Source organism: Pseudarthrobacter enclensis, from assembly GCF_030811655.1.
GTDB lineage: Bacteria > Actinomycetota > Actinomycetes > Actinomycetales > Micrococcaceae > Arthrobacter > Arthrobacter enclensis_A.
In genome coordinates, this window is sequence record NZ_JAUSRE010000002.1 from 70,737 (window position 1) to 91,054 (window position 20,318).

General features: G+C 66.5%; 18 protein-coding genes and 1 pseudogene. 9 read left to right on the top strand and 10 right to left on the bottom strand.

Features of this window, described 5'->3' with window-relative positions:
* Nucleotides 1–3: 3 nt before the first annotated feature.
* On the bottom strand, nt 4–924 hold the full coding sequence (locus tag J2X98_RS02025; protein ID WP_307304192.1) for an NAD-dependent epimerase/dehydratase family protein: 921 nt from the start codon (nt 922–924) through the stop codon (nt 4–6).
* Between the two features lie 135 nt (nt 925–1,059).
* Here J2X98_RS02025 and J2X98_RS02030 point away from each other — a divergent pair, with 135 nt between their 5' ends.
* From J2X98_RS02030 to J2X98_RS02060, 7 genes are all read left to right on the top strand, one after another.
* Nucleotides 1,060–1,803, top strand: a complete 744-nt coding sequence (locus tag J2X98_RS02030; protein ID WP_307303802.1) for a TetR/AcrR family transcriptional regulator — start codon at nt 1,060–1,062, stop codon at nt 1,801–1,803.
* Nucleotides 1,804–1,899: 96 nt separating this feature from the next.
* Nucleotides 1,900–2,196, top strand: a complete 297-nt coding sequence (locus tag J2X98_RS02035) for a hypothetical protein (protein WP_307303804.1) — start codon at nt 1,900–1,902, stop codon at nt 2,194–2,196.
* Nucleotides 2,197–2,430: 234 nt separating this feature from the next.
* Complete coding sequence (dnaK, locus tag J2X98_RS02040) at nt 2,431–4,302, top strand: molecular chaperone DnaK (RefSeq protein WP_307303806.1); 1,872 nt, start codon at nt 2,431–2,433, stop codon at nt 4,300–4,302.
* Nucleotides 4,303–4,304: 2 nt separating this feature from the next.
* The gene (locus J2X98_RS02045) at nt 4,305–4,994 is read left to right on the top strand and encodes a nucleotide exchange factor GrpE (RefSeq protein WP_307303807.1); all 690 of its coding nucleotides are present in this window, start codon (nt 4,305–4,307) and stop codon (nt 4,992–4,994) included.
* Between the two features lie 270 nt (nt 4,995–5,264).
* Nucleotides 5,265–6,236 (top strand): DnaJ C-terminal domain-containing protein, encoded by a 972-nt coding sequence (locus J2X98_RS02050; protein ID WP_174237565.1) that lies wholly within the window; start codon nt 5,265–5,267, stop codon nt 6,234–6,236.
* 15 nt (nt 6,237–6,251) lie between these two features.
* The gene (locus J2X98_RS02055; protein ID WP_141945393.1) at nt 6,252–6,677 is read left to right on the top strand and encodes a heat shock protein transcriptional repressor HspR; all 426 of its coding nucleotides are present in this window, start codon (nt 6,252–6,254) and stop codon (nt 6,675–6,677) included.
* Between the two features lie 211 nt (nt 6,678–6,888).
* A complete protein-coding gene (locus tag J2X98_RS02060) occupies nt 6,889–7,275 on the top strand; it encodes a hypothetical protein (protein ID WP_141946723.1) in 387 nt (128 codons plus the stop codon).
* A gap of 66 nt (nt 7,276–7,341) precedes the next feature.
* On the opposite strand, the gene J2X98_RS02065 is transcribed toward J2X98_RS02060, so the two are convergent.
* Nucleotides 7,342–8,751: an aldehyde dehydrogenase family protein gene (locus tag J2X98_RS02065; RefSeq protein WP_307303811.1), complete on the bottom strand. Its 1,410-nt coding sequence runs from the start codon at nt 8,749–8,751 to the stop codon at nt 7,342–7,344.
* 345 nt (nt 8,752–9,096) lie between these two features.
* Here J2X98_RS02065 and J2X98_RS02070 point away from each other — a divergent pair, with 345 nt between their 5' ends.
* Nucleotides 9,097–9,357, top strand: a complete 261-nt coding sequence (locus tag J2X98_RS02070) for a hypothetical protein (RefSeq protein ID WP_141945397.1) — start codon at nt 9,097–9,099, stop codon at nt 9,355–9,357.
* An 82-nt stretch (nt 9,358–9,439) separates the two neighbouring features.
* Here J2X98_RS02070 and J2X98_RS02075 read toward each other — a convergent pair.
* The 7 genes and pseudogenes from J2X98_RS02075 to J2X98_RS02105 form a co-directional block, all read right to left on the bottom strand.
* Nucleotides 9,440–10,944 (bottom strand): annotated as a pseudogene (locus J2X98_RS02075) (NAD-dependent succinate-semialdehyde dehydrogenase).
* Between the two features lie 23 nt (nt 10,945–10,967).
* The gene (locus J2X98_RS02080) at nt 10,968–11,771 is read right to left on the bottom strand and encodes an HpcH/HpaI aldolase/citrate lyase family protein (RefSeq protein WP_307303814.1); all 804 of its coding nucleotides are present in this window, start codon (nt 11,769–11,771) and stop codon (nt 10,968–10,970) included.
* Nucleotides 11,756–12,541 (bottom strand): 2-oxo-hept-4-ene-1,7-dioate hydratase, encoded by a 786-nt coding sequence (gene hpaH / locus J2X98_RS02085; RefSeq protein WP_255173516.1) that lies wholly within the window; start codon nt 12,539–12,541, stop codon nt 11,756–11,758. Before hpaH ends, J2X98_RS02080 begins: the two co-directional genes overlap by 16 nt.
* Nucleotides 12,542–12,543: 2 nt before the next feature.
* Nucleotides 12,544–13,629, bottom strand: coding sequence for a 3,4-dihydroxyphenylacetate 2,3-dioxygenase (gene hpaD, locus J2X98_RS02090; protein ID WP_141945404.1), 1,086 nt, complete (start codon nt 13,627–13,629; stop codon nt 12,544–12,546).
* 36 nt (nt 13,630–13,665) lie between these two features.
* Nucleotides 13,666–15,177 carry a 5-carboxymethyl-2-hydroxymuconate semialdehyde dehydrogenase gene (gene hpaE, locus J2X98_RS02095; RefSeq protein WP_141945406.1) on the bottom strand — a complete coding sequence of 504 codons (1,512 nt, stop codon included), beginning with the start codon at nt 15,175–15,177 and terminating at the stop codon, nt 13,666–13,668.
* 21 nt (nt 15,178–15,198) lie between these two features.
* Entirely contained in the window at nt 15,199–15,861 is a 663-nt protein-coding gene (locus J2X98_RS02100; RefSeq protein ID WP_141945407.1) for a GntR family transcriptional regulator, read from the bottom strand.
* Entirely contained in the window at nt 15,854–17,317 is a 1,464-nt protein-coding gene (locus J2X98_RS02105; RefSeq protein WP_307304194.1) for a fumarylacetoacetate hydrolase family protein, read from the bottom strand. Before J2X98_RS02105 ends, J2X98_RS02100 begins: the two co-directional genes overlap by 8 nt.
* A gap of 233 nt (nt 17,318–17,550) precedes the next feature.
* On the opposite strand from J2X98_RS02105, the gene J2X98_RS02110 reads away from it, so the two are divergent.
* Nucleotides 17,551–19,473 (top strand): FAD-binding monooxygenase, encoded by a 1,923-nt coding sequence (locus J2X98_RS02110; protein WP_307303819.1) that lies wholly within the window; start codon nt 17,551–17,553, stop codon nt 19,471–19,473.
* On the opposite strand, the gene J2X98_RS02115 is transcribed toward J2X98_RS02110, so the two are convergent.
* Nucleotides 19,446–20,300: a prephenate dehydratase gene (locus J2X98_RS02115; RefSeq protein WP_141945411.1), complete on the bottom strand. Its 855-nt coding sequence runs from the start codon at nt 20,298–20,300 to the stop codon at nt 19,446–19,448. The genes J2X98_RS02110 and J2X98_RS02115 overlap by 28 nt on opposite strands.
* Between the last annotated feature and the right edge of the window lie 18 nt (nt 20,301–20,318).

A 20,318-nucleotide genomic window follows, 5' to 3' on the forward strand; every position in this document is an offset into this window, starting at 1 on the left:
AGGCTAACCCTGTTGCCGCCACCATTCCACGGTGGCGGCAGCAGCCGTTTCCAATGGGGTGTGGCTGACGCCCAGCATTGCCTCGGACGCCGCTGAGTCCATGACGAACGGACGTTCAAACTGGTACAGCATCTCGGCGAGCTCCCGCGTATCCGCCGAGATGAGGGCCGCCGCCCGGAGCGTCCAGCCGGGGAGGACGCGAACCTTGGGGGCGGGCTGTCCCGCAGCGGCGGCGAAGGCGGATGCAAGTTCCTTCTGGGTGATGGCAGGGCCCGTGGGTGCATGCCATACGGCGTTCCAGGCAGACGGACTGTCGGCCGCAGCGATCATGGCGCGGGCAAGGTCAGGAACGAACGTGAACGAGTGGGGCTGCCGGGAGCTTCCGACCACGCTGACGTTCTTCCCCGCCATGATGGGAGCCACCATGCGTTCGCCGCCGTGGGCCATCCGGACGCGGGGACCAAAGAAGTCGCCCGACACCACGCTCACCGTTGGCGTGGGTGAGGCCTCGCGGGCCTGCAGCAGCTCCGTCCGTACGCCGCGCTTGCCCCCGACTGCCCGGCGGGGGCTGTCCTCGGTCATCACGCGGTCCGGCTCGCTGTAGGAGTAGAGGCCTTCGGGAAAGACGACGACGGCGCCCGCCTCCCGGGCTGCCTTGAGTACCGCCTGCTCGGCGGCCGGGAGTTCGGCCCGCCAGGCCTGGGCGGTGTAGGCCGACCCGTGGATGCAGTGGAAGACCGCTTTCGCGCCGGCAAGGGCGCCCCCCACAACCGCCGGATCCATCGCATCCCCGCTGATCCGCTCGATCAGCGGGTGCTCCGGCCCACTTCCTGATCGCGTGAGGATGCGGACCTGGCGCCCCTGCTGCACCAGCTGCTTTGCGACCGTCCAGCCCACCGGGCCCGCGCCTGTCACCACATACATATCCGACACTTTGGTCTCCTCTTGAGTTAGCGAGAGCACTGCTCTCTAGAGGCCAGCATGGAGCTGCCTGAAGGAAAAGTCAAGAGCGGTGCTCTCTTTTGGTGCTGTTGCTCTCTTTCGTGGCATGCTGAAGCTGTGGATGACATCGACAGCACTGCCGGCAAGTCCCGCCCGCTGACGCCGCGGCAGCGGGCAAGGGTGCAGACCGTGGCGGACATTGTCCGGCTGGGCCGGCAGCACCTGGCCACTGACGGGGCGGCTGCGCTCTCCCTGCGCGCCGTGGCAAGGGACTTGGGGGTGGTGTCCTCCGCCGTCTACCGCTACGTGGAGAGCCGGGATGAACTGCTGACGCTTCTGCTCATCGATGCCTTCGATGAGCTGGGGGATGAGGTGGATGCGGCTGTGGGCGAGGCCCCGGAAGGGGATCACTTTGGCCGCTTCGCAGCGCTGGGCCGGGCGGTCCGGACGTGGGCCCTCCGGGAACCTGCCTGTTACTCACTCCTGTTCGGCAGCCCGGTTCCGGGCTACAACGCGCCGGCCGACCGCACCACCGCACCGGGCACCCGTGTCATTGTGAGCCTGATCGGCATCCTGGAGTCCGCCTCCAGGGCGGGATGTCTTGCGGCTGCGGGACCGTCCCCGCAATTGCCGCCCACGCTGGCAGGGAACCTGGCCGCCATCCGGAAGCAGTTCGGGTTGGCGATGCCGGAGGAGCTTGTGGCCCGTGGCGTCCTGGTGTGGAGTTCACTCTTCGGTGCGGTGAGCTTCGAGGTGTTCAACCAGTACGGGCCGGACACCTTCACGGCCCCGGCGGAGCTCTTCGAGCACCATCTTTCAGTCCTGGCCGGCGTCGCGGGCCTGCCGCCGGCGGTCGGCTGAGGCGGGGCCGTCGCAGCCCTGTTGGTGCGCCCGCTCCGTCGATAGACTGCCAAGTGCGCCCCCCAAGGACGCCGAGCCTCGAAGGAGAGATGCACCATGACTGAGAATCCTGAAGTTGCCGCCGAGGTGCCCCGCAGGGCCAGCAGTGCACCGGGGCTGGAGGGTGAGGGCGGGCAGTATGTGGACGGCGACTATGGCGATGCCGGCACGATCAATGAGCCCGAACGGGGTGCCGCTGACGGTGAATACGAGGAAGGCGACTACGGCGATGCCGGCTCGACCGGTGGCGCCCGCACCGAGCAAGCCATCCGCGAAGGGCTCACGGCAGGCCAGGTCCAGGCAACGGACGACGAGCGCGGCCCCCTGCACGGAGACCGCGGCACGGAGCGCTGAGCACCTCCGCACAGCCGTTCTCCGAAAGCGAACCTGCCCGCCGCCGTCGAACTTTTGCGGCTGTGGCGGCGAAAATCCGCGGAACGTGAAGGCTGAATCTGTGCGTAGCCCCCAAAGTTGAGCGTCCTTCGCTCAACTTTGGATTGACATCGCTGGCGCCCTGAGTAGAGTTGAGTGCAGAACGCTCAATGCTTAGGGCGCCAACCAGTTTCCAAGGAAAGAAGGAAGCAACACATGTCACGTGCAGTAGGTATCGACCTCGGAACCACCAACTCCGTCGTCTCCGTTCTCGAAGGTGGCGAGCCCACCGTTATTGCCAACGCCGAGGGTGGCCGCACCACGCCGTCGGTCGTTGCATTCTCCAAGTCCGGCGAGGTTCTGGTTGGTGAAATCGCCAAGCGCCAGGCCGTCAACAACATCGAGCGCACCATCGCTTCGGTCAAGCGCCACATGGGCACTGACTGGAAGGTGGACATCGATGGCAAGAAGTACACCCCGCAGGAAATCTCCGCCCGCATCCTCATGAAGCTCAAGAACGACGCCGAGTCGTACCTGGGCGAAAAGGTCACCGACGCCGTCATCACCGTCCCGGCCTACTTCAACGACGCCGAGCGCCAGGCCACCAAGGAAGCCGGCGAAATTGCCGGCCTGAACGTCCTGCGCATCGTCAACGAACCCACCGCCGCGGCACTCGCCTACGGCCTGGACAAGGGCAAGGAAGACGAACTCATCCTGGTCTTCGACCTCGGTGGCGGTACGTTCGACGTCTCGCTGCTGGAGGTCGGCAAGGATGAAGACAACTTCTCCACCATCCAGGTCCGCGCCACCGCCGGTGACAACCGCCTGGGCGGCGACGACTGGGACCAGCGCGTCGTTGACTACCTGCTGAACCAGCTCAAGGTCAAGGGCATCGACCTCTCCAAGGACAAGATCGCCCTGCAGCGCCTTCGTGAAGCTGCCGAGCAGGCCAAGAAGGAACTGTCCTCCTCCTCCAGCACCAACGTCTCGCTCCAGTACCTCTCCGTCACCCCCGACGGCCCGGTCCACCTGGACGAGCAGCTGACCCGCGCCAAGTTCCAGGACCTCACCAAGGACCTGCTGGAGCGCACCAAGAAGCCGTTCCACGATGTCATCAAGGAAGCCGGCATCAAGCTTTCCGACATCAACCACATCGTACTGGTGGGCGGTTCAACCCGTATGCCCGCGGTCTCCGAGCTGGTGAAGGAACTGGCCGGCGGCAAGGAGCCCAACAAGGGCGTCAACCCGGACGAGGTCGTGGCAGTCGGCGCAGCCCTGCAGGCCGGTGTGCTGAAGGGTGAGCGCAAGGACGTCCTGCTGATCGACGTCACCCCGCTGTCCCTCGGCATCGAGACCAAGGGTGGCGTGATGACGCACCTGATCGAACGCAACACCGCCATCCCCACCAAGCGGTCCGAGACCTTCACCACGGCCGACGACAACCAGCCGTCCGTGGCCATCCAGGTCTTCCAGGGCGAACGTGAGTTCACCCGGGACAACAAGCCGCTGGGCACGTTCGAGCTCACCGGCATCGCCCCGGCACCGCGCGGCATCCCGCAGATCGAGGTCACCTTCGACATCGACGCCAACGGCATTGTCCACGTGTCCGCGAAGGACAAGGGCACCGGCAAGGAACAGTCCATGACCATCACGGGCGGCTCCAGCCTCTCCAAGGAGGACATCGACCGGATGGTCCGTGACGCTGAAGAGCACGCAGCCGAGGACAAGGCCCGCCGCGAGGCGACCGACACCCGCAACACGGCCGAGCAGCTGGCCTACTCCGTGGACAAGCTGATCGCCGACAACGCGGACAAGCTGCCCGAAGAGGTCAAGACCGAGGTCCAGGGCGACGTCGACAGCCTCAAGAAGGCCCTCGAAGGCACCGACGACGCCGCTGTGAAGTCCGCATTCGAGAAGCTGCAGGCTTCCCAGACCAAGCTCGGCGAAGCCATCTACTCCCAGGCCGGTTCGCCGGACGGTGCCGGCGCTGCCGGTGCCCAGGGTGCCTCAGGTGCCTCTGCGGGCAGCAAGGCCGATGAGGACATCGTCGACGCCGAGATCATCGACGAAGACGAAGCGAAGAAGTAGCCATGCCGCACCACGGTAACGAGGAAGAGCACAACTCATCCGCGAACCATGACGCCAATCAGGGCAACGGCCAGGAACCGGTCATCCGGGACAACCGCAAGGTTGACCCGGTGACCGGCCAGGCCCGGCACCCCGAGGGCGGCCAGTCCGCCCACGGGACCGGTTCCCCGGCGGATTCCGACGGCGACGCCCTGGCCCAGGCCGAGGAGATTCTCAACGGCGTGGACGTGCCGGCGGAGGACTCCGTGGCCCAGGGCGTCCCGGCCGGCTCCGGCAACGCCGAGGCGGCCGAACTGCGCAACGACCTCCTCCGCCTCCAGGCTGAGTACGTCAATTACCGCAAGCGCGTTGAACGCGACCGCGCCGTGGCAGGGGAAATGGCCGTCATCGGCGTCCTGAACTCCCTGCTCCCGGTCCTGGACGACGTCGACGCCGCCCGGCAGCACGGCGACCTCACCGACGGGCCCTTCGCCGCGATCGCCAACAAACTGGAGAACGCGCTGAAGACCTACGGCCTGGTCCGCATCAACGAGACCGGCGTGGAGTTCGATCCCACGATCCACGAGGCCCTGATCCAGCAGCCCGGCGAAGACATCGAGGTTGACACCGTCAGCCAGGTCCTCCGCTCAGGCTACAAATCAGGAGAACGCGTCCTCCGCGCAGCCCAGGTCATCGTCGCGGTCCCTGCGTAGTCGGTCACCAGGCGCTACGCCGGATATGGGGCGGTGCCCGCTTCGCGGTGCCCTCCACACCGCCGCCCCATATCCGGCCTCCGCGCCAACGGTCACCTCGCCTAAGGTGAGGTAACCACGAAGCTCGCAGCGGTACAGGGGCCCCGGGAGTGGCATCGGGCCTGCCGGAGCGTGGTGGCTTGGTCCGTCAGGACCGAGCCACCACGCGTAGGGGCGGGGGCCCCTGTACCGCGGAGAGCTATTAGTTAAGAGACTTGAAAGGAAACGCCATTGGCTAGCCAGGATTGGGTGGACAAGGACTTTTACAAGATCCTTGGTGTTGCCAAGGACGCTTCCGATGCCGATATCAAGAAGGCCTACCGGAAGCTGGCGCGGCAGCACCACCCTGATACGAACGCAGGAAACGCTGCTTCCGAGAAGAAGTTCAAGGACATCTCGGAGGCCTATTCGGTGCTCTCGGACCCCGATGAGCGCCAGCAGTATGACGCCATCCGGGCCATGGGCAGCGGTGCCCGCTTTGCCCCCGGCGGCGCCGGGGCCCCCAACGGCGGGTTCGAGGACATGTTCGGTGGCCTCTTCACCGGCAACACCGGACGTCACGCTGGTGGGTTCAACCCCGCCGGCGGCGGTATCCCGCCTGAGTTCGCCGACCTCTTTGGCGGATTCGGCGGGTCCCCCGGGTTCCAGCGCACGCCGCAGAAGGGCGCCGACCGGACCGCCTCCACCAGCATTTCCTTCGCCGGTTCCATCCGCGGCACCACCATCGGCCTGCGTGAACCCAGCGGCGAGGTCATTGACGTCCGTGTTCCCGCCGGCATCAAGGACGGCCAGAAGGTCCGCGTGCGCGGCAAGGGCCAGCCCGGTGCGGCCGGCAACGGTGACCTTGTGGTGTCCGTTTCCGTCCAGCCGCACGCCTTTTACACGCGCGACGGCGACAACCTGCGTATCCACGTTCCCGTCACCTTCCCGGAAGCTGCCTTGGGAGCGGACATCGAAGTTCCCACCATCGACGGCGACAAAGTGAAGGTGCGCGTGCCGGCGGGAACGCCGTCGGGCCGTACCCTGCGGGTGAAGGGCAAAGGCGTGAAGACCTCCAAGGGCACCGGCGACCTCCTGGTGACCATCGACGTCGCCGTCCCCAAGAACCTCAACAAGGACGCCGAAGCTGCGGTCAAGGCGTTCGCCGAAGCCACGGCGTCGGCGGACGTCCGCGAGGGCCTGGCAGCCAAGGCCCGGCTCTAGGGTCGGAGGTGAGCCGTGGACATCAGTGCTGACCAGCCGATCTTCGTGATCTCCGTGGCGGCCGAACTGGCGGACATGCACCCGCAGACCCTGCGGCAGTACGACAGGCTTGGCATCGTCAAGCCCAGCCGTGCGCCCGGCAAGTCCCGGCGCTACTCACAGCGTGACGTGAACATGCTGCGGGAAGTGCAGCGGCTGTCCCAGGAAGGCGTATCGCTGGAGGGGATCAAGCGCATCCTGGAGCTCGAAAACCAGGTGGCCGCCCTCCAAAGCCGCATCTCGGAACTCACCGAGGAACTCGGGCGGCGCCCCCGGTCCGTGGACTCCCGGATCTTCGCCGCCGGCGCAGCCGGTGACGTGGTGAGCCTGGCCCGGGGACAGCGGCCCCGTCCGCGGTCACAGGCCGTGGTGCTGTGGCGCCCCAGGGCGATCGGCCAGTAGAACCCAGGCCAGTAGAAGCCCGGGACAGCAAGTACCGCTCTCCGGCAGCCGGGAAAATTAGAGTACCCACTACTCGTGTCCGGACGAACCCCCGGAACTTGAATGGAACCATCGCCGGATCAGCGGCGGTGGTTCCACAAGTTCCGGGGGTTTTCGTGCTTAAGGTTCTCAGCAAAGGTTTCAACCGCAAGGCCCGGCCATGAGTCCGGGAATGCAGTCCGTGGCTGCCTTCAGCAGCTCAATGCCGGGCCAGATCCTGCTGGCCCTCGGGCAGACCATAGTGGTGGTGTGCGTCTGCTTCGACATGGTCCGTGAATTGTCCGTCCCGAGATCGCACCGCCGCTACGTGGCCAGCACCGTGTTCCGCACGCTGGCGATCCCGTCGGTCATGGCCAACGCCATGACGGTCTTCGTGGCCCTGGTGATGTCGTCCTGGGTGGATGTGGTGATGGGAATGTTCGTGCTGGTGGCCATTGTTTTCCGGTTCCACCACAACCAGGACGAGGACAACTGGTGGAAGGGCAAGGGCAAGAAGCTTGCCCGGTGGGCCCGCCGGCAGTTCGCCGGGCGCACGTCCACCGCCCCGGCCATGGGGTAGCCAGGACCAAAAGCCCGGGAGCCCCGCACGCCGGTTGGCATGCGGGGCTCCCGTTTCCAGGACCTCTCAGCCGTTGATGACCTGCGGCACGCCCAGCGCCTTGAGTCCTTCGACGCCGAACTCCACCCCGTAGCCGGACTGCTTGGCGCCCCCGAAGGGGATACGGGGGTCCACGGCGCCGTGCCGGTTGATCCAGACGGTGCCTGCCTGGATGCGGGCGGCGACCTCACGGGCGGCCTTCAGGTCGCGGGACCAGACGGAGGCGCCCAGGCCGACGTCGAGCCCGTTCGCTTTTTCCACTGCTTCGTCGATGGTGCTGTAGCGGATGATGGGCAGGGCGGGCCCGAACTGTTCCTCTGCCACCAGCGGGTTGTCGTTGTCGATGTCGGCCACGAGAGTGGTGGGGTAGAAGTAGCCGGGCTGGCTGGTGTCCGGGTTTCCGCCGAGGAGGACGCGTGCTCCGGAGGCCCTGGGCGCCTCTACGAGGTTCGCTACGACGTCGTACTGTGCCTTGTTCTGCAGCGGACCCAGGACGTTGTTCTCGTCCAGGCCGTTGCCCATGGGCATCTGCCTGGCCACCGATACGAGCTCCTCGCAGACGGCGTCGTAGATGCTATCGTGGACGTAGAGGCGCTTCAAGGCGGCGCAGGTCTGGCCGGTGTTCAGGAACGCACCCCAGAAGATGTCCTGCGCGATGGCTTTGGGGTCGGCATCCGGCAGGACGATGCCGGCGTCGTTGCCGCCCAGTTCCAGGGTGAGGCGCTTGACGGTGTCGGCGGAGGACTTGATGATGGCGCGGCCGCCGGCGGTGGAACCGGTGAACATGATCTTGCCGATCGCGGGGTGGTCGGTCAGTCGCGCGCCCACGTCGCGGCCGCAGGAGACCACCGAAAGGATGCCTTCCGGGAGTTCCTCATTGAGGACTTTGACCAGGGCCAGGACGGACAGCGGGGTGTTGCCGGAGGGCTTGACGACTACGGCGTTGCCCATGCGCAGGGCCGGGGCCAGCTGCCAGACGGCGATCATCATGGGCCAGTTCCAGGGGCCGATGGCGCCGACGACGCCGATGGGCCGGTAGTGCAGTTCGGCCCGGGTCTCGCCGTCGTCCACGATGGTTTCCGGTTCCAGCGGCAGGCCGGCGGTGGCACGCAGCCACGCGACGCAGGCGCCGACTTCGAACCGGGCATTGGGGCCGTTGAGCGGCTTGCCCTGCTCGCGGGAGAGCAGTTGGGCCAGTTCCTCGGCGGAGCGTTCGACGGCGTCGGCTGCTTTCAGGAGCGCGGCTGACCGGGCGTCGTGGCCCAGGGCAGCCCAGGCGGGCTGGGCAGCGACGGCTGCGGCCACGGCATTTTCCAGGTAATCGAGGTCGTGGATGGGGGCTTCGCCCACGGCTTCACCGGTTGCCGGGTCAAAGATGGTCCGGCCTGTGCCGGAGTCGGGGGCAATGGACGCGAGGAGCGCATCATAGGTTTCCAAGGGATACTCCACTTCGAGTAGGCAAGGACGCCAGCCGGTCGGCGTAGCGGGTTACTCCCCAGTGTGGGTTAGGGCCGGTCCACGGCTCTTGTCTTTGTGCGCAGGACCTTTGGCCTGGAGGGAACGGCACAAAAAACTGCACAACCTTATTGTGAACTTGTCAGATTAACCCTAGAATCGACGTCAGGCCGGCGAAGCCTCGAGAAACGCCGGGCAACTCCTCCCCGGATCCAGGCAAACGACCCCTCCAACCACCCCAGCAGCGGATACCACGGCTCTTAGTGCGCCGCCGCGGGCACAGGTGTCCGGGTTGCGCGCCGTCGCCCCCGCAAGCAGGAGAACATCATGACTTTAGAGGCCGAGCGCACTGAAGCCCCCGCACCAGCAGCTGCCGATATCTCCCGAGGGGGCAGCTACGTTACGTTACCCGCCGGCTCGGAAGTGTCGCCGCACCCGGAGGGCAGCTACGTCACCCTGCCCGCCGGCCAGGAAGTGTCGCCGCAGCTGAGGGGCAGCTACGTCTCGCTGCCAGGGGCCCTTCCCGGAAACGGCAGCAGGGCCCAGGGGACGTACGTGACACTTCCCGCGGCCGGCGAAGGAGACTAAGGCCGGCTGCCCCCGTTGGCTGACCAACCTTAAAGCACCTGCCACCCCTTTGGAGCAGGGTGGGAGGTGCTTTTCCGGGCTGTCAGCCGGCGTAGGGGTTGTTGATGCCGATGTATTGGGTGGTGGTGTATTCGGTGATGCCTTCGGTGCCGCCTTCGCGGCCGAGTCCTGAGTGTTTGACGCCGCCGAAGGGTGCTGCGGCGTTGGAGATGATTCCGGCGTTGAACCCGACCATGCCGAACTCGATCTGTTCCGCGACGCGCAGGAGTTTGTTGAAGTCGCGGGAGTAGAGGTAGGACGCGAGCCCGTACTCGGTGCTGTTGGCGAGTGTGATGGCGTCTTCTTCGGTGGTGAAGGTGGTGATGGGGGCGACGGGTCCGAAGATTTCCTGGCCCAGGATGGCGGCGTCGTTGGGGACGTTGGCCAGGACGGTGGGCTGGTAGAAGTAGCCGGGCCCGTCCACGGGGGCGCCGCCGGTTACCGCGGTTGCTCCGGCCTCGATGGCGGCAGAGACCAGGCATGGACGTCGTCCCGGGCCCCGCCGTCGATGAGCGGCCCGACGGTGGTGTCGGGGTCGGTGCCGCGGCCGGTGGTGAGGGCTGCCATGGCTTTGGCGAATTTGGCGGTGAACTCGGCCGCGACGGTTTCGTGGACGAGGAAGCGGTTGGCTGCGGTGCAGGCTTCGCCCATGTTCCGCATTTTCGCCGCCATGGCCCCGTCAACTGCGGCGTCGAGGTCGGCGTCTTCGAAGACGATGAAGGGGGCGTTCCCGCCGAGTTCCATCGAGGTGCGCAGGACGTTCTGGGCGGCGTCGGCCATCAGCCGCTTACCGACCGGGGTGGAGCCGGTGAAGGAGACCTTCCGCAGCCGGGAGTCCTGCAGCAGCGGCCCGGAAATCCCGGACGCGGACGAGGAGGCGACGACGTTCAGGACCCCGGGCGGGAGTCCGGCGTCGAGCATGGTCTGCGCGAAGTACTGCGCGGTCAGGGGTGTGAGTTTGGCGGGTTTGAGGACCATGGTGCAGCCGGCGGCGATGGCGGGGGCGACCTTGCGGGTGGCCATCGCGAGCGGGAAGTTCCAGGGGGTGATCAGCAGGCAGGGTCCGACGGGTTTGTGCTGGACCAGGATCTTGTTCCTGCCCTCGGGGGTGGTGAGGTAGCGGCCGTAGTCGCGGACGGTTTCCTCGGCGAACCAGCGCAGGAACTCCGCCCCGTAGGTGACTTCGCCGCGGGCCTCGGCCAACGGTTTGCCCATTTCCAGGGTCATGAGCAGGGCGAAGTCCTCCGCACGTTCAACCACCAGGTCAAAGGCGCGGCGCAGGATCTCCGCCCGGGTCCTGGGCGCGGTCCGCGCCCACGACGCCTGCGCGGCGTCGGCCGCGTCCAACGCAGCAAGAGCATCCGCGCTCGTGGCCGACGCGAGCGTAGCGAGGACCTCCCCGGTGGCCGGATCGTGCACGTCGAACGTCCCGCCGTCGGACGCGTCCACCCACTCCCCGTTGATCAACAAGCCGGTGGGCACCGACGCCAGCAGGGAAGCCTCCCGCGCCGGCGTGACGGCAGGGGGCAGCGCAGTAGTAACAGTCATGGGAAATCCTTAGGAAGGGAAGGTCAGTAGCTGGCAGGGGCTGCGCCGCCGGCGGGCTTGATGTATTTGGCGGCGAGGGCTTCGGAGCCGCGGGCCAGGAGGGCGACGTCGGCGCCCACCAGGATGAAGTCCGCACCGTTTGCGAGGTAATGCTCTGCGGTGGCGGGATTGAAGGCATTCACGCCGGCGGGTTTGCCGGCCGCCTTGGCGGCAGCGAGGCAGTGGTCGACGGCGGAGCGCACCTCAGGGTGTTCCTGCTGTCCCAGCAGGCCCATTGAGGCGGCAAGGTCGGACGGCCCGACGAAGACAGCATCCACGCCGTCGACCTTGAGGATGTCCTCCACTGACTCCACTGCGGCGGCGGACTCGATCTGGACGGTGACGCTGATGGACTCATTGGCCCGGGCCAGGTAATCGGGTACCCGGTTCCAGCGGGCGGCGCGGGCCAGTGCGGAGCCCACTCCGCGGACACCCTGCGGGGGGTAGCGGGTCGCGGCCACCGCGGCTTCAGCCTCGGCCACGGAGTTGACCATGGGGATCAGCAGGTTCTGCACCCCAAGGTCCAGGTACTGCTTGATCACCACGGTGTCGTTGACCGGCGGCCGGACCAGGGTGTGGACCGGGTAGCCGTGGACGGCCTGCAGCTGGGCGAGGATGGATTCGAGTCCGTTGGGGCTGTGCTCGGCGTCCACCAGGAGCCAGTCCAGGCCGGCGCCGGCGCAGAGTTCGGCGATCAGCGGGCTGCCGGAGCAGACCCACATCCCGGCGAGCGGACGGCCCGCTTCAGCCAAGGCGGAGCGGAAAGTGTCCTCTACTCGAAACGGCATGTCACAACGCCCAGGGGGCCGTAGTCAGCGTGCACGGTGTCGCCCTTGTAGACCCACAGGGGACGGGTGAAGGACCCCGCCAGGATGATATCCCCGGCCTTCAAAGAGTCACCATGGGCGGCGATCTTGTTGGCCAGCCAGTGGACCCCGTTGGCAGGGTGGTCCAGGACTCCGGCGGCCACACCGGTTTCCTCCACGGTCTGGTTCTTGTAGAGGATGGCGGAGACCCAGCGGAGGTCCACCGCGTCCGGCTTGACCGGGTTGCCGCCGATCACCATGGCACCCATCGCGGCGTTGTCCGAGATGGTGTCCACGATGGTCCGGCCCTCCATCTCGATCCTGGAGTCCAGGATTTCGAGGGCCGGAACCACGTAGTCGGTGGCCTTCAGGACATCGAAGATGGTGACGCCCGGGCCCTTCAGCCCGTCTTTCAGGACGAACGCCAGTTCCACCTCCACCCGCGGATGCGTGTACCGGTCCCACTCCACGGAGCAGCCGGTTTCCAGCACCATGTCGTCGAAGATGGCGCCGTAGTCCGGTTCGGTGATGCCGGTGGCGGCCTGCATGGCCTTGGACGTGAGGCCGATCTTGCGCCCCACCAGGGTCCGGCCTGCGTCCTCGTTCCGGCGGCGCCACAGCTGCTGCACCGCGTAGGAGTCCTCCACCGTCATCTCGGGGTAGCGGGCGGTCAGGCGGGGGACAGGGGTGCGGGTCCGGCCGGCTTGCACCAGTTCGTCCGCGATGGCCTCAATCGTCGTCGGCTCCAGCATGGTTAGACCTGGACTCCCAGCTTGAAGCCGGTCCGGTCACCTTCCGGCGCGCCGTCCTTGCGGGTGTAGGAGAAGCCGTCGGCGCCCACGGTCACGGCCATCTCGGACTTTTCTTCGCGGACGATGACCGGCTGCGGGTTGCCGTCCAGGTCCAGGACCAGGGAGGCCTCGGTGTACCAGGACGGGACCACGGGGTTGCCCCACCAGTCGCGGCGCTGGTTGTCGTGGACGTCCCACGTGATGGTGGGGTTGTCCGGGTCGCCGGTGTAGTAGTCCTGGGTGTAGATCTCGATGCGGTGCCCGTCCGGGTCCAGGATGTAGAGGTAGAAGGCGTTGGAGACGCCGTGCCGGCCGGGGCCGCGTTCGATCCGGTCGCTGATGCGCAGGGCGCCCATCTTGTCGCAGATCTGGATGATGTTGTGCTTCTCGTGCGTGGCGAACGCAACGTGGTGCATGCGCGGGCCGTTGCCGCCGGTCAGGGCGGTGTCATGGACGGTCTGCTTGCGGTGCATCCACGCGGCGTAGGTGACGCCGTCGGAGTCCTTGATGTCCTCGGAGACACGGAAGCCCAGGTCCTCCAGGTACTTGCGGCCTTTGGGGACGTCCGGGGTGACCTGGTTGAAGTGGTCCAGGCGGACCAGTTCACCGGCGGAGTAGAGATCGTAGCGCTGGGTGAGGCGCTCCACGTGCTCCACGTCGTAGAAGAATTCGTAGGGGAAGCCCAGCGGGTCCTCCACGCGGACGGAGTCGCCGATGCCTTTGGTGAAGCCTTCCTTGCGGCGCTCCACCCGGCAGCCAAGCTCGCGGTAGTAGGCCTCGGCGGCGTCCACCTCGGCGGGGGACTTCACCCGGTAGGCGAAGGCAGCGACGGCGGCGACGGGGCCCTTGCGGAGGACCAGGTTGTGGTGGATGAACTCCTCCAGTGAGCGGAGGTAGATCGCGTTCTCGTCTTCCTCGGTCACGTGCAGGCCCAGGACGTCCACGTAGAACTCGCGGGACTTGGCGAGGTCGGTGACCACGATTTCCATGTAGGCGCAGCGGACGATGTCCGGTGCCGGGACGGTGGGGGTGGGAACGAAGTTAGTCATTGGATGCTCTCTTCTTTGAAAGGTGGGTAGGTGCGCTTACGCGCCGAACTTGGGGGTGTGGACGGTGCCGAGCGTGATGTGCACGGCCTGCTGGTCGGTGTAGAAGTCGATGGAGCGGTACCCGCCCTCGTGGCCCAGCCCGGAGGCCTTGACGCCGCCGAACGGGGTGCGCAGGTCGCGGACGTTGTGGCTGTTCAGCCACACCATGCCGGCCTCGACGTTCTGCGAGAAGTTGTGGGCGCGGGTCAGGTTCTGGGTCCAGATGTAGGCGGCCAGGCCGTACTTGGTGTTGTTCGCCAGGGCGAGGGCCTCGTCGTCGTTCTCGAACGGGGTGATGGCCACGACGGGTCCGAAGATTTCCTCCTGGAAGATCCGGGCGTCCGGCGCGACGTCGGCGAACACCGTGGGTGCGATGTAGTTGCCTTCGGGCAGGTGGCCGGGGCGGCCGCCGCCGGCCAGGAGCCGGCCCTCGGACTTGCCGATCTCCACGTAGGAGGCCACCTTCTCGTAGTGCTCGGGGTGGACCAGGGCGCCCACCTGGGTCTTGGGGTCGTGGGGATCGCCCACCACGATGTTCCTGGCCCGGGCGGCGTACTTCTCGCAGAACTCGTCGTAGATGGCGCGCTCCACCAGGATGCGGGACCCGGCGGTGCAGCGTTCGCCGTTGAGGGAGAACACACCGAACAGGGCCGAATCGATGGCGGCGTCCAGGTCTGCGTCCGCGAAGACGACACAGGGGGACTTGCCGCCGAGCTCCATGGACAGGCCCTTGAGGTTGGCGGCGGCGTTGCGGAAGATCGTCTGGCCGGTGGTGGTCTCGCCGGTGAAGGAGATCAGCGGGACGTCCGGATGCTTGACCAGGGCGTCCCCTGCTTCCTCGCCCAGGCCGTTGACCAGGTTGAAGACGCCGTCCGGCAGCCCGGCGTCCTTGAAGATTTGGGCCCAGAGCGAGGCCGAGAGCGGGGTGAACTCGGCCGGCTTGAGGACCACGGTGTTGCCGGTGGCCAAGGCCGGGGCGAGCTTCCAGGACTCGAGCATGAACGGGGTGTTCCACGGGGTGATGAGCCCTGCGACGCCGATCGGCTTGCGATTGACGTAGTTGATCTGCGAGCCGGGGACCTTCATGGCGTCGTCGAACTGGGCCACGATCAGGTCCGCGAAGAACCGGAAGTTCTCGGCAGCACGGAGGGCCTGGCCCTTGGCCTGGGTGATGGGCAGGCCGGTGTCGAAGGTTTCGAGTTCGGCGAGGCGCGCTTCCTGGGCCTCGACGGCGTCGGCGATCCGGTTCAGGATGCGGGCGCGTTCGCGCGGCTTCATCTTCGGCCAGGGGCCGTTTACGAACGCTTCGCGGGCGGCGGCTACGGCGAGGTCAATGTCCTCCTTCTGGCCGGCCGCGGCGGTGGCGTAGTTCCGGTTGGAAACCGGGTCCAGGACGTCGAAGGTCTTGCCGCCCACGGAGTCAACGAACTGGCCGTTGATGTAGTGCTGGATGTGGGTGGGCAGGTCCTCGGGAATGTAGTGCTTGCTGGTTTCTACTGAGGTCGTCATCGTTGAAGTCCTAACTGCGTGTCAGTGGTTGGTCTGGGCCAGGTACGCGTCCAGGGTGGCGGAGCGGTGGAGCCTGGCGGCTTTTTCGATCTGTTCTGCGTCGGCTCCGCTTTCGATGAGCTTCAGCAGGTTTTCGTGTTCCTCCACCGAGTCGCGGGCGCGGCCGGGGACAAAGCGGAAGGTGGAGGACCGGAGGGATGCGAGCCGGTTCCAGCCGCGGTGCACCAGGTCCAGGATGTGCGGGTTGGGGCAGTGCTCAAACAGGACACTGTGGAAGTCCTGGTTGAGCTGCGTGAACCGGACGGGATCGAAGTGGTCCAGGCACTCCCGCATCTCTTCATTCACGGCGCGGGCCCGGGCCACGGCGGCGGGACCGATCAGCGGGGCGGACATGGCGGTGGCGGCACCCTCCACAATGCTGAGGGTCTGCATGGTGTAGAGATACTCGGTGGGGTCGATCCCCGCGACGGTGGCGCCGACGTTCCGTTCAAACGTCACCAGCCCTTCGGCCTCGAGCCGCCGGATGGCCTCGCGGACCGGGACCACGCTGAAACCAAGGTCCTTGGCGATGGAGCCCAGTACCAGGCGGTAGCCGGGGGTGTAGGTGCCTTCGACGATCCGGGCCTTGACGGCCTGGTAGGCCTGTTCGGACTTGCTTCCGACAGCCATTGTGGTCTCAGTCATTGGCCTTCGCTTCCCATTCCTTGTACCGCGCCTGCCACTCCGAGTTCATGGGGTAAAGGCCGTCCACGCTGTTGCCCTGCTTGACCATCTCGAAGATGAAGGTCTCTTCCCTTTCCTGCTGGATGGAGTCCTCCACCAGTTCCTCGGCGATGGCCGGCGGGATCACCAGGATGCCGTCGGAGTCGGCCACGATGATGTCGCCGGGCTGAACGGTGGCTCCGCCGCATGCGATGGTGATGTCCGTGTCCCATGGGATGTGGCGGCGGCCCAGCACGGCGGGGTGCGGATTGGAGAAGTACGTTGGCATCTCAAGGTCGGCGACAGCCGAGTAGTCGCGGACGCCGCCGTCGGTGATGATCGCTGCTGCGCCGCGGACCTGGGCACGGAGGGCCAGGATGTCACCAACAGTGCCGGTTCCTTTTTCGCCGCGGGCTTCCATCACCAGGATCTCGCCTTCGTCCACGGAGTCGATGGCGCGTTTCTGGGCGTTGAAGCCGCCGCCGTGGGTCTTGAAGAGATCCTCGCGGTTGGGCACGTAGCGCAGGGTCCGGGCCAGCCCCACCACGCGCCGGTCCGGGCGGGTGGCCTGCAGCCCGTCGATGCTGACGTTATTAAGGCCGCGCTTGCGCATCTGGGAGGACAGCGTGGCGGTGGCAACCGACTCCAGCTTGGCCTTCAGCTCAGGGGTCAGAACACTCGCAGGGGCCGCCAAACCTGCAGCTTTCCGGGATCCGTAGGCTTCCTCCCGCTGCAGGTCATCAACCTTGGGCTGGGCACCAAAGTCGGCGAACGCCGTCGTGCCTTCCTCCACTGTGGTGATCAGCCGCCCGGTGCTGAGGCTGCCGTCCACCGTCTCCACTTCCACTTCCAGGACGTCGCCCGGCGTCGCGACCGAGGCGCCGGCGGGGGTACCGGTGAGGATGATGTCGCCCTCCTCCAGGGTGAGCAGCTGGGACAGGTCCGCGACGAGCCGCGCAAAGGGGAAGAGCAGGTCTTCGGTGGTGTCGTCCTGGACCAGCTCACCGTTGTGCCAGGTACGGATCCGCAGTTGTGAAGGGTCGACGGCGTCTGCCGGGATCAGTTCCGGGCCCACCGGGGTGAATCCGTCGCCGCCCTTGGACCGGAGATTGGAGCCCTTGTCCGCCCAGCGCAGGTCGTACACGCCGAGGTCGTTGCTGGCGGTAATGGCCGCAACGTGGCTCCAGGCGTCATCCAGCGAAACGCGGCGCGCCGCCTTGCCGATGACCAGGGCGATCTCGCCCTCATAGCCGAGCAGTTCGCAGCCGGCCGGGCGCTCCACGGGGCTACCGCCAAGGGCCAGGGAACTGGAAGGCTTGAGGAAGTAGGACGGCTGCGCCGGGGTGCGGCCCCGCTGGGCAGCCCGGCTGGGGTAGTTGATGTGCACCGCGATCACCTTGCGTGCTGCTGCCAGGGTATCGCCGTTGACCTGCTCCAAAGCCTTCTCCTCATCAGGTACGAAATCGTATACGATCACTATCACCCATCGCCGCGGCTTCGTCAACCCCTTGATTTGAGCGGATTTTGGGGGCCGGCTAAGGGGCACTTGTCGCCCGGATCACATCGGGCGTACAGTGGAAGCGAGATTTATAGTTTCGATTATCGAATTGCTTGTTCTGATATAGAACGAAGCTCGCTAGATAATCATCCACGACGAAGTGAGGAAAGCCCGTGCAGTTCCACCACCACGGATACGTATCCGGTGACCCGCGTGTCCAGCCGGCGGCCGGCGTCGGCCTTAACCGCCCCGAGGAGCTTCCGGAGGAAGTGGACGTGCTCATCGTGGGCACCGGTCCTGCCGGAATGCTCGCCGCGGCCCAGCTGTCCATGTTCCCCAACATCACCACCCGCATCATCGAGCGGCGCCCGGGAAGGCTGGCCATCGGCCAGGCGGACGGCATCCAGGCCCGCAGTGTGGAGACCTTCCAGGCTTTTGGGTTCGCGGAGCGGATCATCGCGGAGGCCTACCGGATCACCGAAATGGCGTTCTGGAAGCCGGACCCCGCCAACCACGCCAACATCATCCGCACCGCCCGTGCCGTGGACGACGAAATGGGCATCAGCGAATTCCCGCACCTGATCGTCAACCAGGCGCGCGTGCTGGATTACTTCGCGGAATACATGGCCAACGCGCCCACGCGCATGAAGCCCGACTACGGCTACGACTTCCAGGGACTGGAGGTGGCCGGCGGCGGTGACTACCCGGTGACCGTCACGCTCCGCCACACCGACGGACCCAACGAGGGCCGGGAACGGGTGGTCCGTGCCAAGTACGTGGTGGGCGCGGACGGCGCGCGCAGCAAGGTGCGCCAGGCCATCGGCTGCACGCTCGCCGGCGACCAGGCCAACCACGCCTGGGGCGTCATGGACGCGCTCGCCGTCACCGACTTCCCGGACATCCGCACCAAGTGCGCCATCCAGGGCGAAAAGGGCAGCATCCTGCTCATTCCCCGCGAAGGTGGCCACCTGTTCCGCATGTACGTGGACCTGGGCGAGGTTGACCCCAACAGCCACCACTCGGTCCGCGACACCTCCATCGAAGAGATCATCGCCAAGGCCAACGAGATCCTCCACCCCTACACCCTGGACGTGCGGAACATCGCCTGGCACAGCGTGTACGAGGTGGGCCACCGGTTGACGGACAGGTTCGACGACGTCCTGCCGGAGGAACGCGGCACCCGGACCCCGCGGGTCTTCATCACCGGCGATGCGTGCCACACGCACAGTGCAAAGGCCGGCCAGGGCATGAACGTCTCCATGCAGGACGGCTTCAACATTGCCTGGAAGCTGGGGCACGTGCTGGAAGGGCGCAGCCCGGAGAGCCTGCTGGCCACATACTCGGCGGAACGCCAGGTGGTGGCGAGGAACCTGATCGACTTCGACAAGGAGTGGTCAACCATGATGGCCAAGAAGCCGGAGGAGTTCGAGCACCCCTCGGACCTCGAGGACTTCTATGTGCAGACCGCCGAATTCCCGGCCGGGTTCATGACCCAGTACACGCCGTCCCTGATCGTTGGCTCCGCGGACCACCAGGAGCTGGCCGCCGGCTTCCCCGTGGGCAAGCGCTTCAAATCAGCCCCGGTGGTGCGGGTGGGGGACACCAACCCCATCCACCTGGGCCACCACGCCACCGCTGACGGCCGCTGGCGGATCTACGTCTTCGCGGATGGCGCGCTTCCCGGCACCAACTCCGCCACGGACATGCTCGCCGAGTGGTTCGCCAATTCGCCGGAGTCCCCCTTGGCCTCGACGCCTGCCAGCGCCGACCCGGATGCGTGGTTCGACCTGAAGGTGGTCTACCAGCAGCCGCACACCGCCGTCGACATCAGCGCTGTGCCGGCCGTCTTCAAGCCCCAGGTGGGCCCCTTCAAGCTGACCGACTACGAAAAGGTCTACGCCACCGATCCCAAGGCGGACATCTTCGACCTGCGCGGCCTGGACCGCAACGGCGTTGTGGTGGTGGTCCGTCCGGACCAGTACGTTGCCAATGTCCTGCCCCTGACCGCAACGGCGGAACTGGGCGCGTTCTTCACCCCGCTCCTGCAGGCCGCCCCCGCAAAGCCGCGTCAGGCGGTGGCTGCCGCCGCCCGGTAGTCCGCGGCCGGGTACACGCCGAGGATCCGCACCTCGGTGGTGAAAAAGTCCAGTTCCTCGAGGGCCAGCTTCAGCGGCAGGTCCTCGGGGTGGCCTTCGACGTCCGCCATGAACATGGTGGCCGCGAACTCGTTGCCCACCATGTAGCTCTCCAGCCGGGTCATGTTCACGCCGTTGGTGGCGAAACCGCCCAGCGCCTTGTAGAGGGCGGAGGGGACATTGCGGACGCGGAACAGGAAACTCGTCACTGCCGGTCCGGGAAGTTCTTCCCGGGCCGGCAGTGCCGTTTCCCGGGCCAGCACCACGAAGCGGGTGGTGTTGGAGGGGTCGTCCTCCACGCCGGACGCCAGGACATCCAGGCCGTAGATTTGCGCGGCCAGCGGGGGAGCGAGGGAGAGCTTGCGGGGATCGTTCCACTCGGCCACCTCCCGGGCGGACCCGGCGGTGTCACCGGCGATGACCGGCTTGAGGCCATGTTCGCGGATCAGCTTCCGGCACTGGCCCAGCGCATGGATGTGGCTGTGCACCTCGGTGGCGGCCTCGATGGTGCTGCCCGGGATGCCCAGCAGGTCGAAGTGGATGGGCAGGAAGTATTCGCCCACGATCTGCAGGTTGGACTGCGGCAGCAGGATATGGATATCCGCCACGCGGCCGGCGATCGAGTTCTCGATCGGGATCATGGCCAGCTCCGCCTCACCGCTGCTTACCAGCTCAAAGGCATCCTCGAAGCTGGCACACGGGACGCTTTCCATGTCCGGGAACATTTGCTGACACGCGATGTTGGAGTTGGCGCCGGGCTCACCCTGGTACGCAATCTTGGAGGCCATGATCCGTATGCTTTCACG

Bases quoted from the DNA above. Each gene is read 5' to 3' on its own strand.
- J2X98_RS02025 (WP_307304192.1), bottom strand. From the start codon at position 924: ATGTATGTGGTGACAGGCGCGGGCCCGGTGGGCTGGACGGTCGCAAAG.
- J2X98_RS02035 (WP_307303804.1), top strand. From the start codon at position 1,900: ATGACTGAGAATCCTGAAGTTGCCGCCGAGGTGCCCCGCAGGGCCAGC.
- dnaK (WP_307303806.1), top strand. From the start codon at position 2,431: ATGTCACGTGCAGTAGGTATCGACCTCGGAACCACCAACTCCGTCGTC.
- J2X98_RS02045 (WP_307303807.1), top strand. From the start codon at position 4,305: ATGCCGCACCACGGTAACGAGGAAGAGCACAACTCATCCGCGAACCAT.
- J2X98_RS02060 (WP_141946723.1), top strand. From the start codon at position 6,889: ATGCAGTCCGTGGCTGCCTTCAGCAGCTCAATGCCGGGCCAGATCCTG.
- J2X98_RS02070 (WP_141945397.1), top strand. From the start codon at position 9,097: ATGACTTTAGAGGCCGAGCGCACTGAAGCCCCCGCACCAGCAGCTGCC.
- J2X98_RS02080 (WP_307303814.1), bottom strand. From the start codon at position 11,771: ATGCCGTTTCGAGTAGAGGACACTTTCCGCTCCGCCTTGGCTGAAGCG.
- hpaH (WP_255173516.1), bottom strand. From the start codon at position 12,541: ATGCTGGAGCCGACGACGATTGAGGCCATCGCGGACGAACTGGTGCAA.
- hpaD (WP_141945404.1), bottom strand. From the start codon at position 13,629: ATGACTAACTTCGTTCCCACCCCCACCGTCCCGGCACCGGACATCGTC.
- hpaE (WP_141945406.1), bottom strand. From the start codon at position 15,177: ATGACGACCTCAGTAGAAACCAGCAAGCACTACATTCCCGAGGACCTG.
- J2X98_RS02100 (WP_141945407.1), bottom strand. From the start codon at position 15,861: ATGACTGAGACCACAATGGCTGTCGGAAGCAAGTCCGAACAGGCCTAC.
- J2X98_RS02115 (WP_141945411.1), bottom strand. From the start codon at position 20,300: ATGGCCTCCAAGATTGCGTACCAGGGTGAGCCCGGCGCCAACTCCAAC.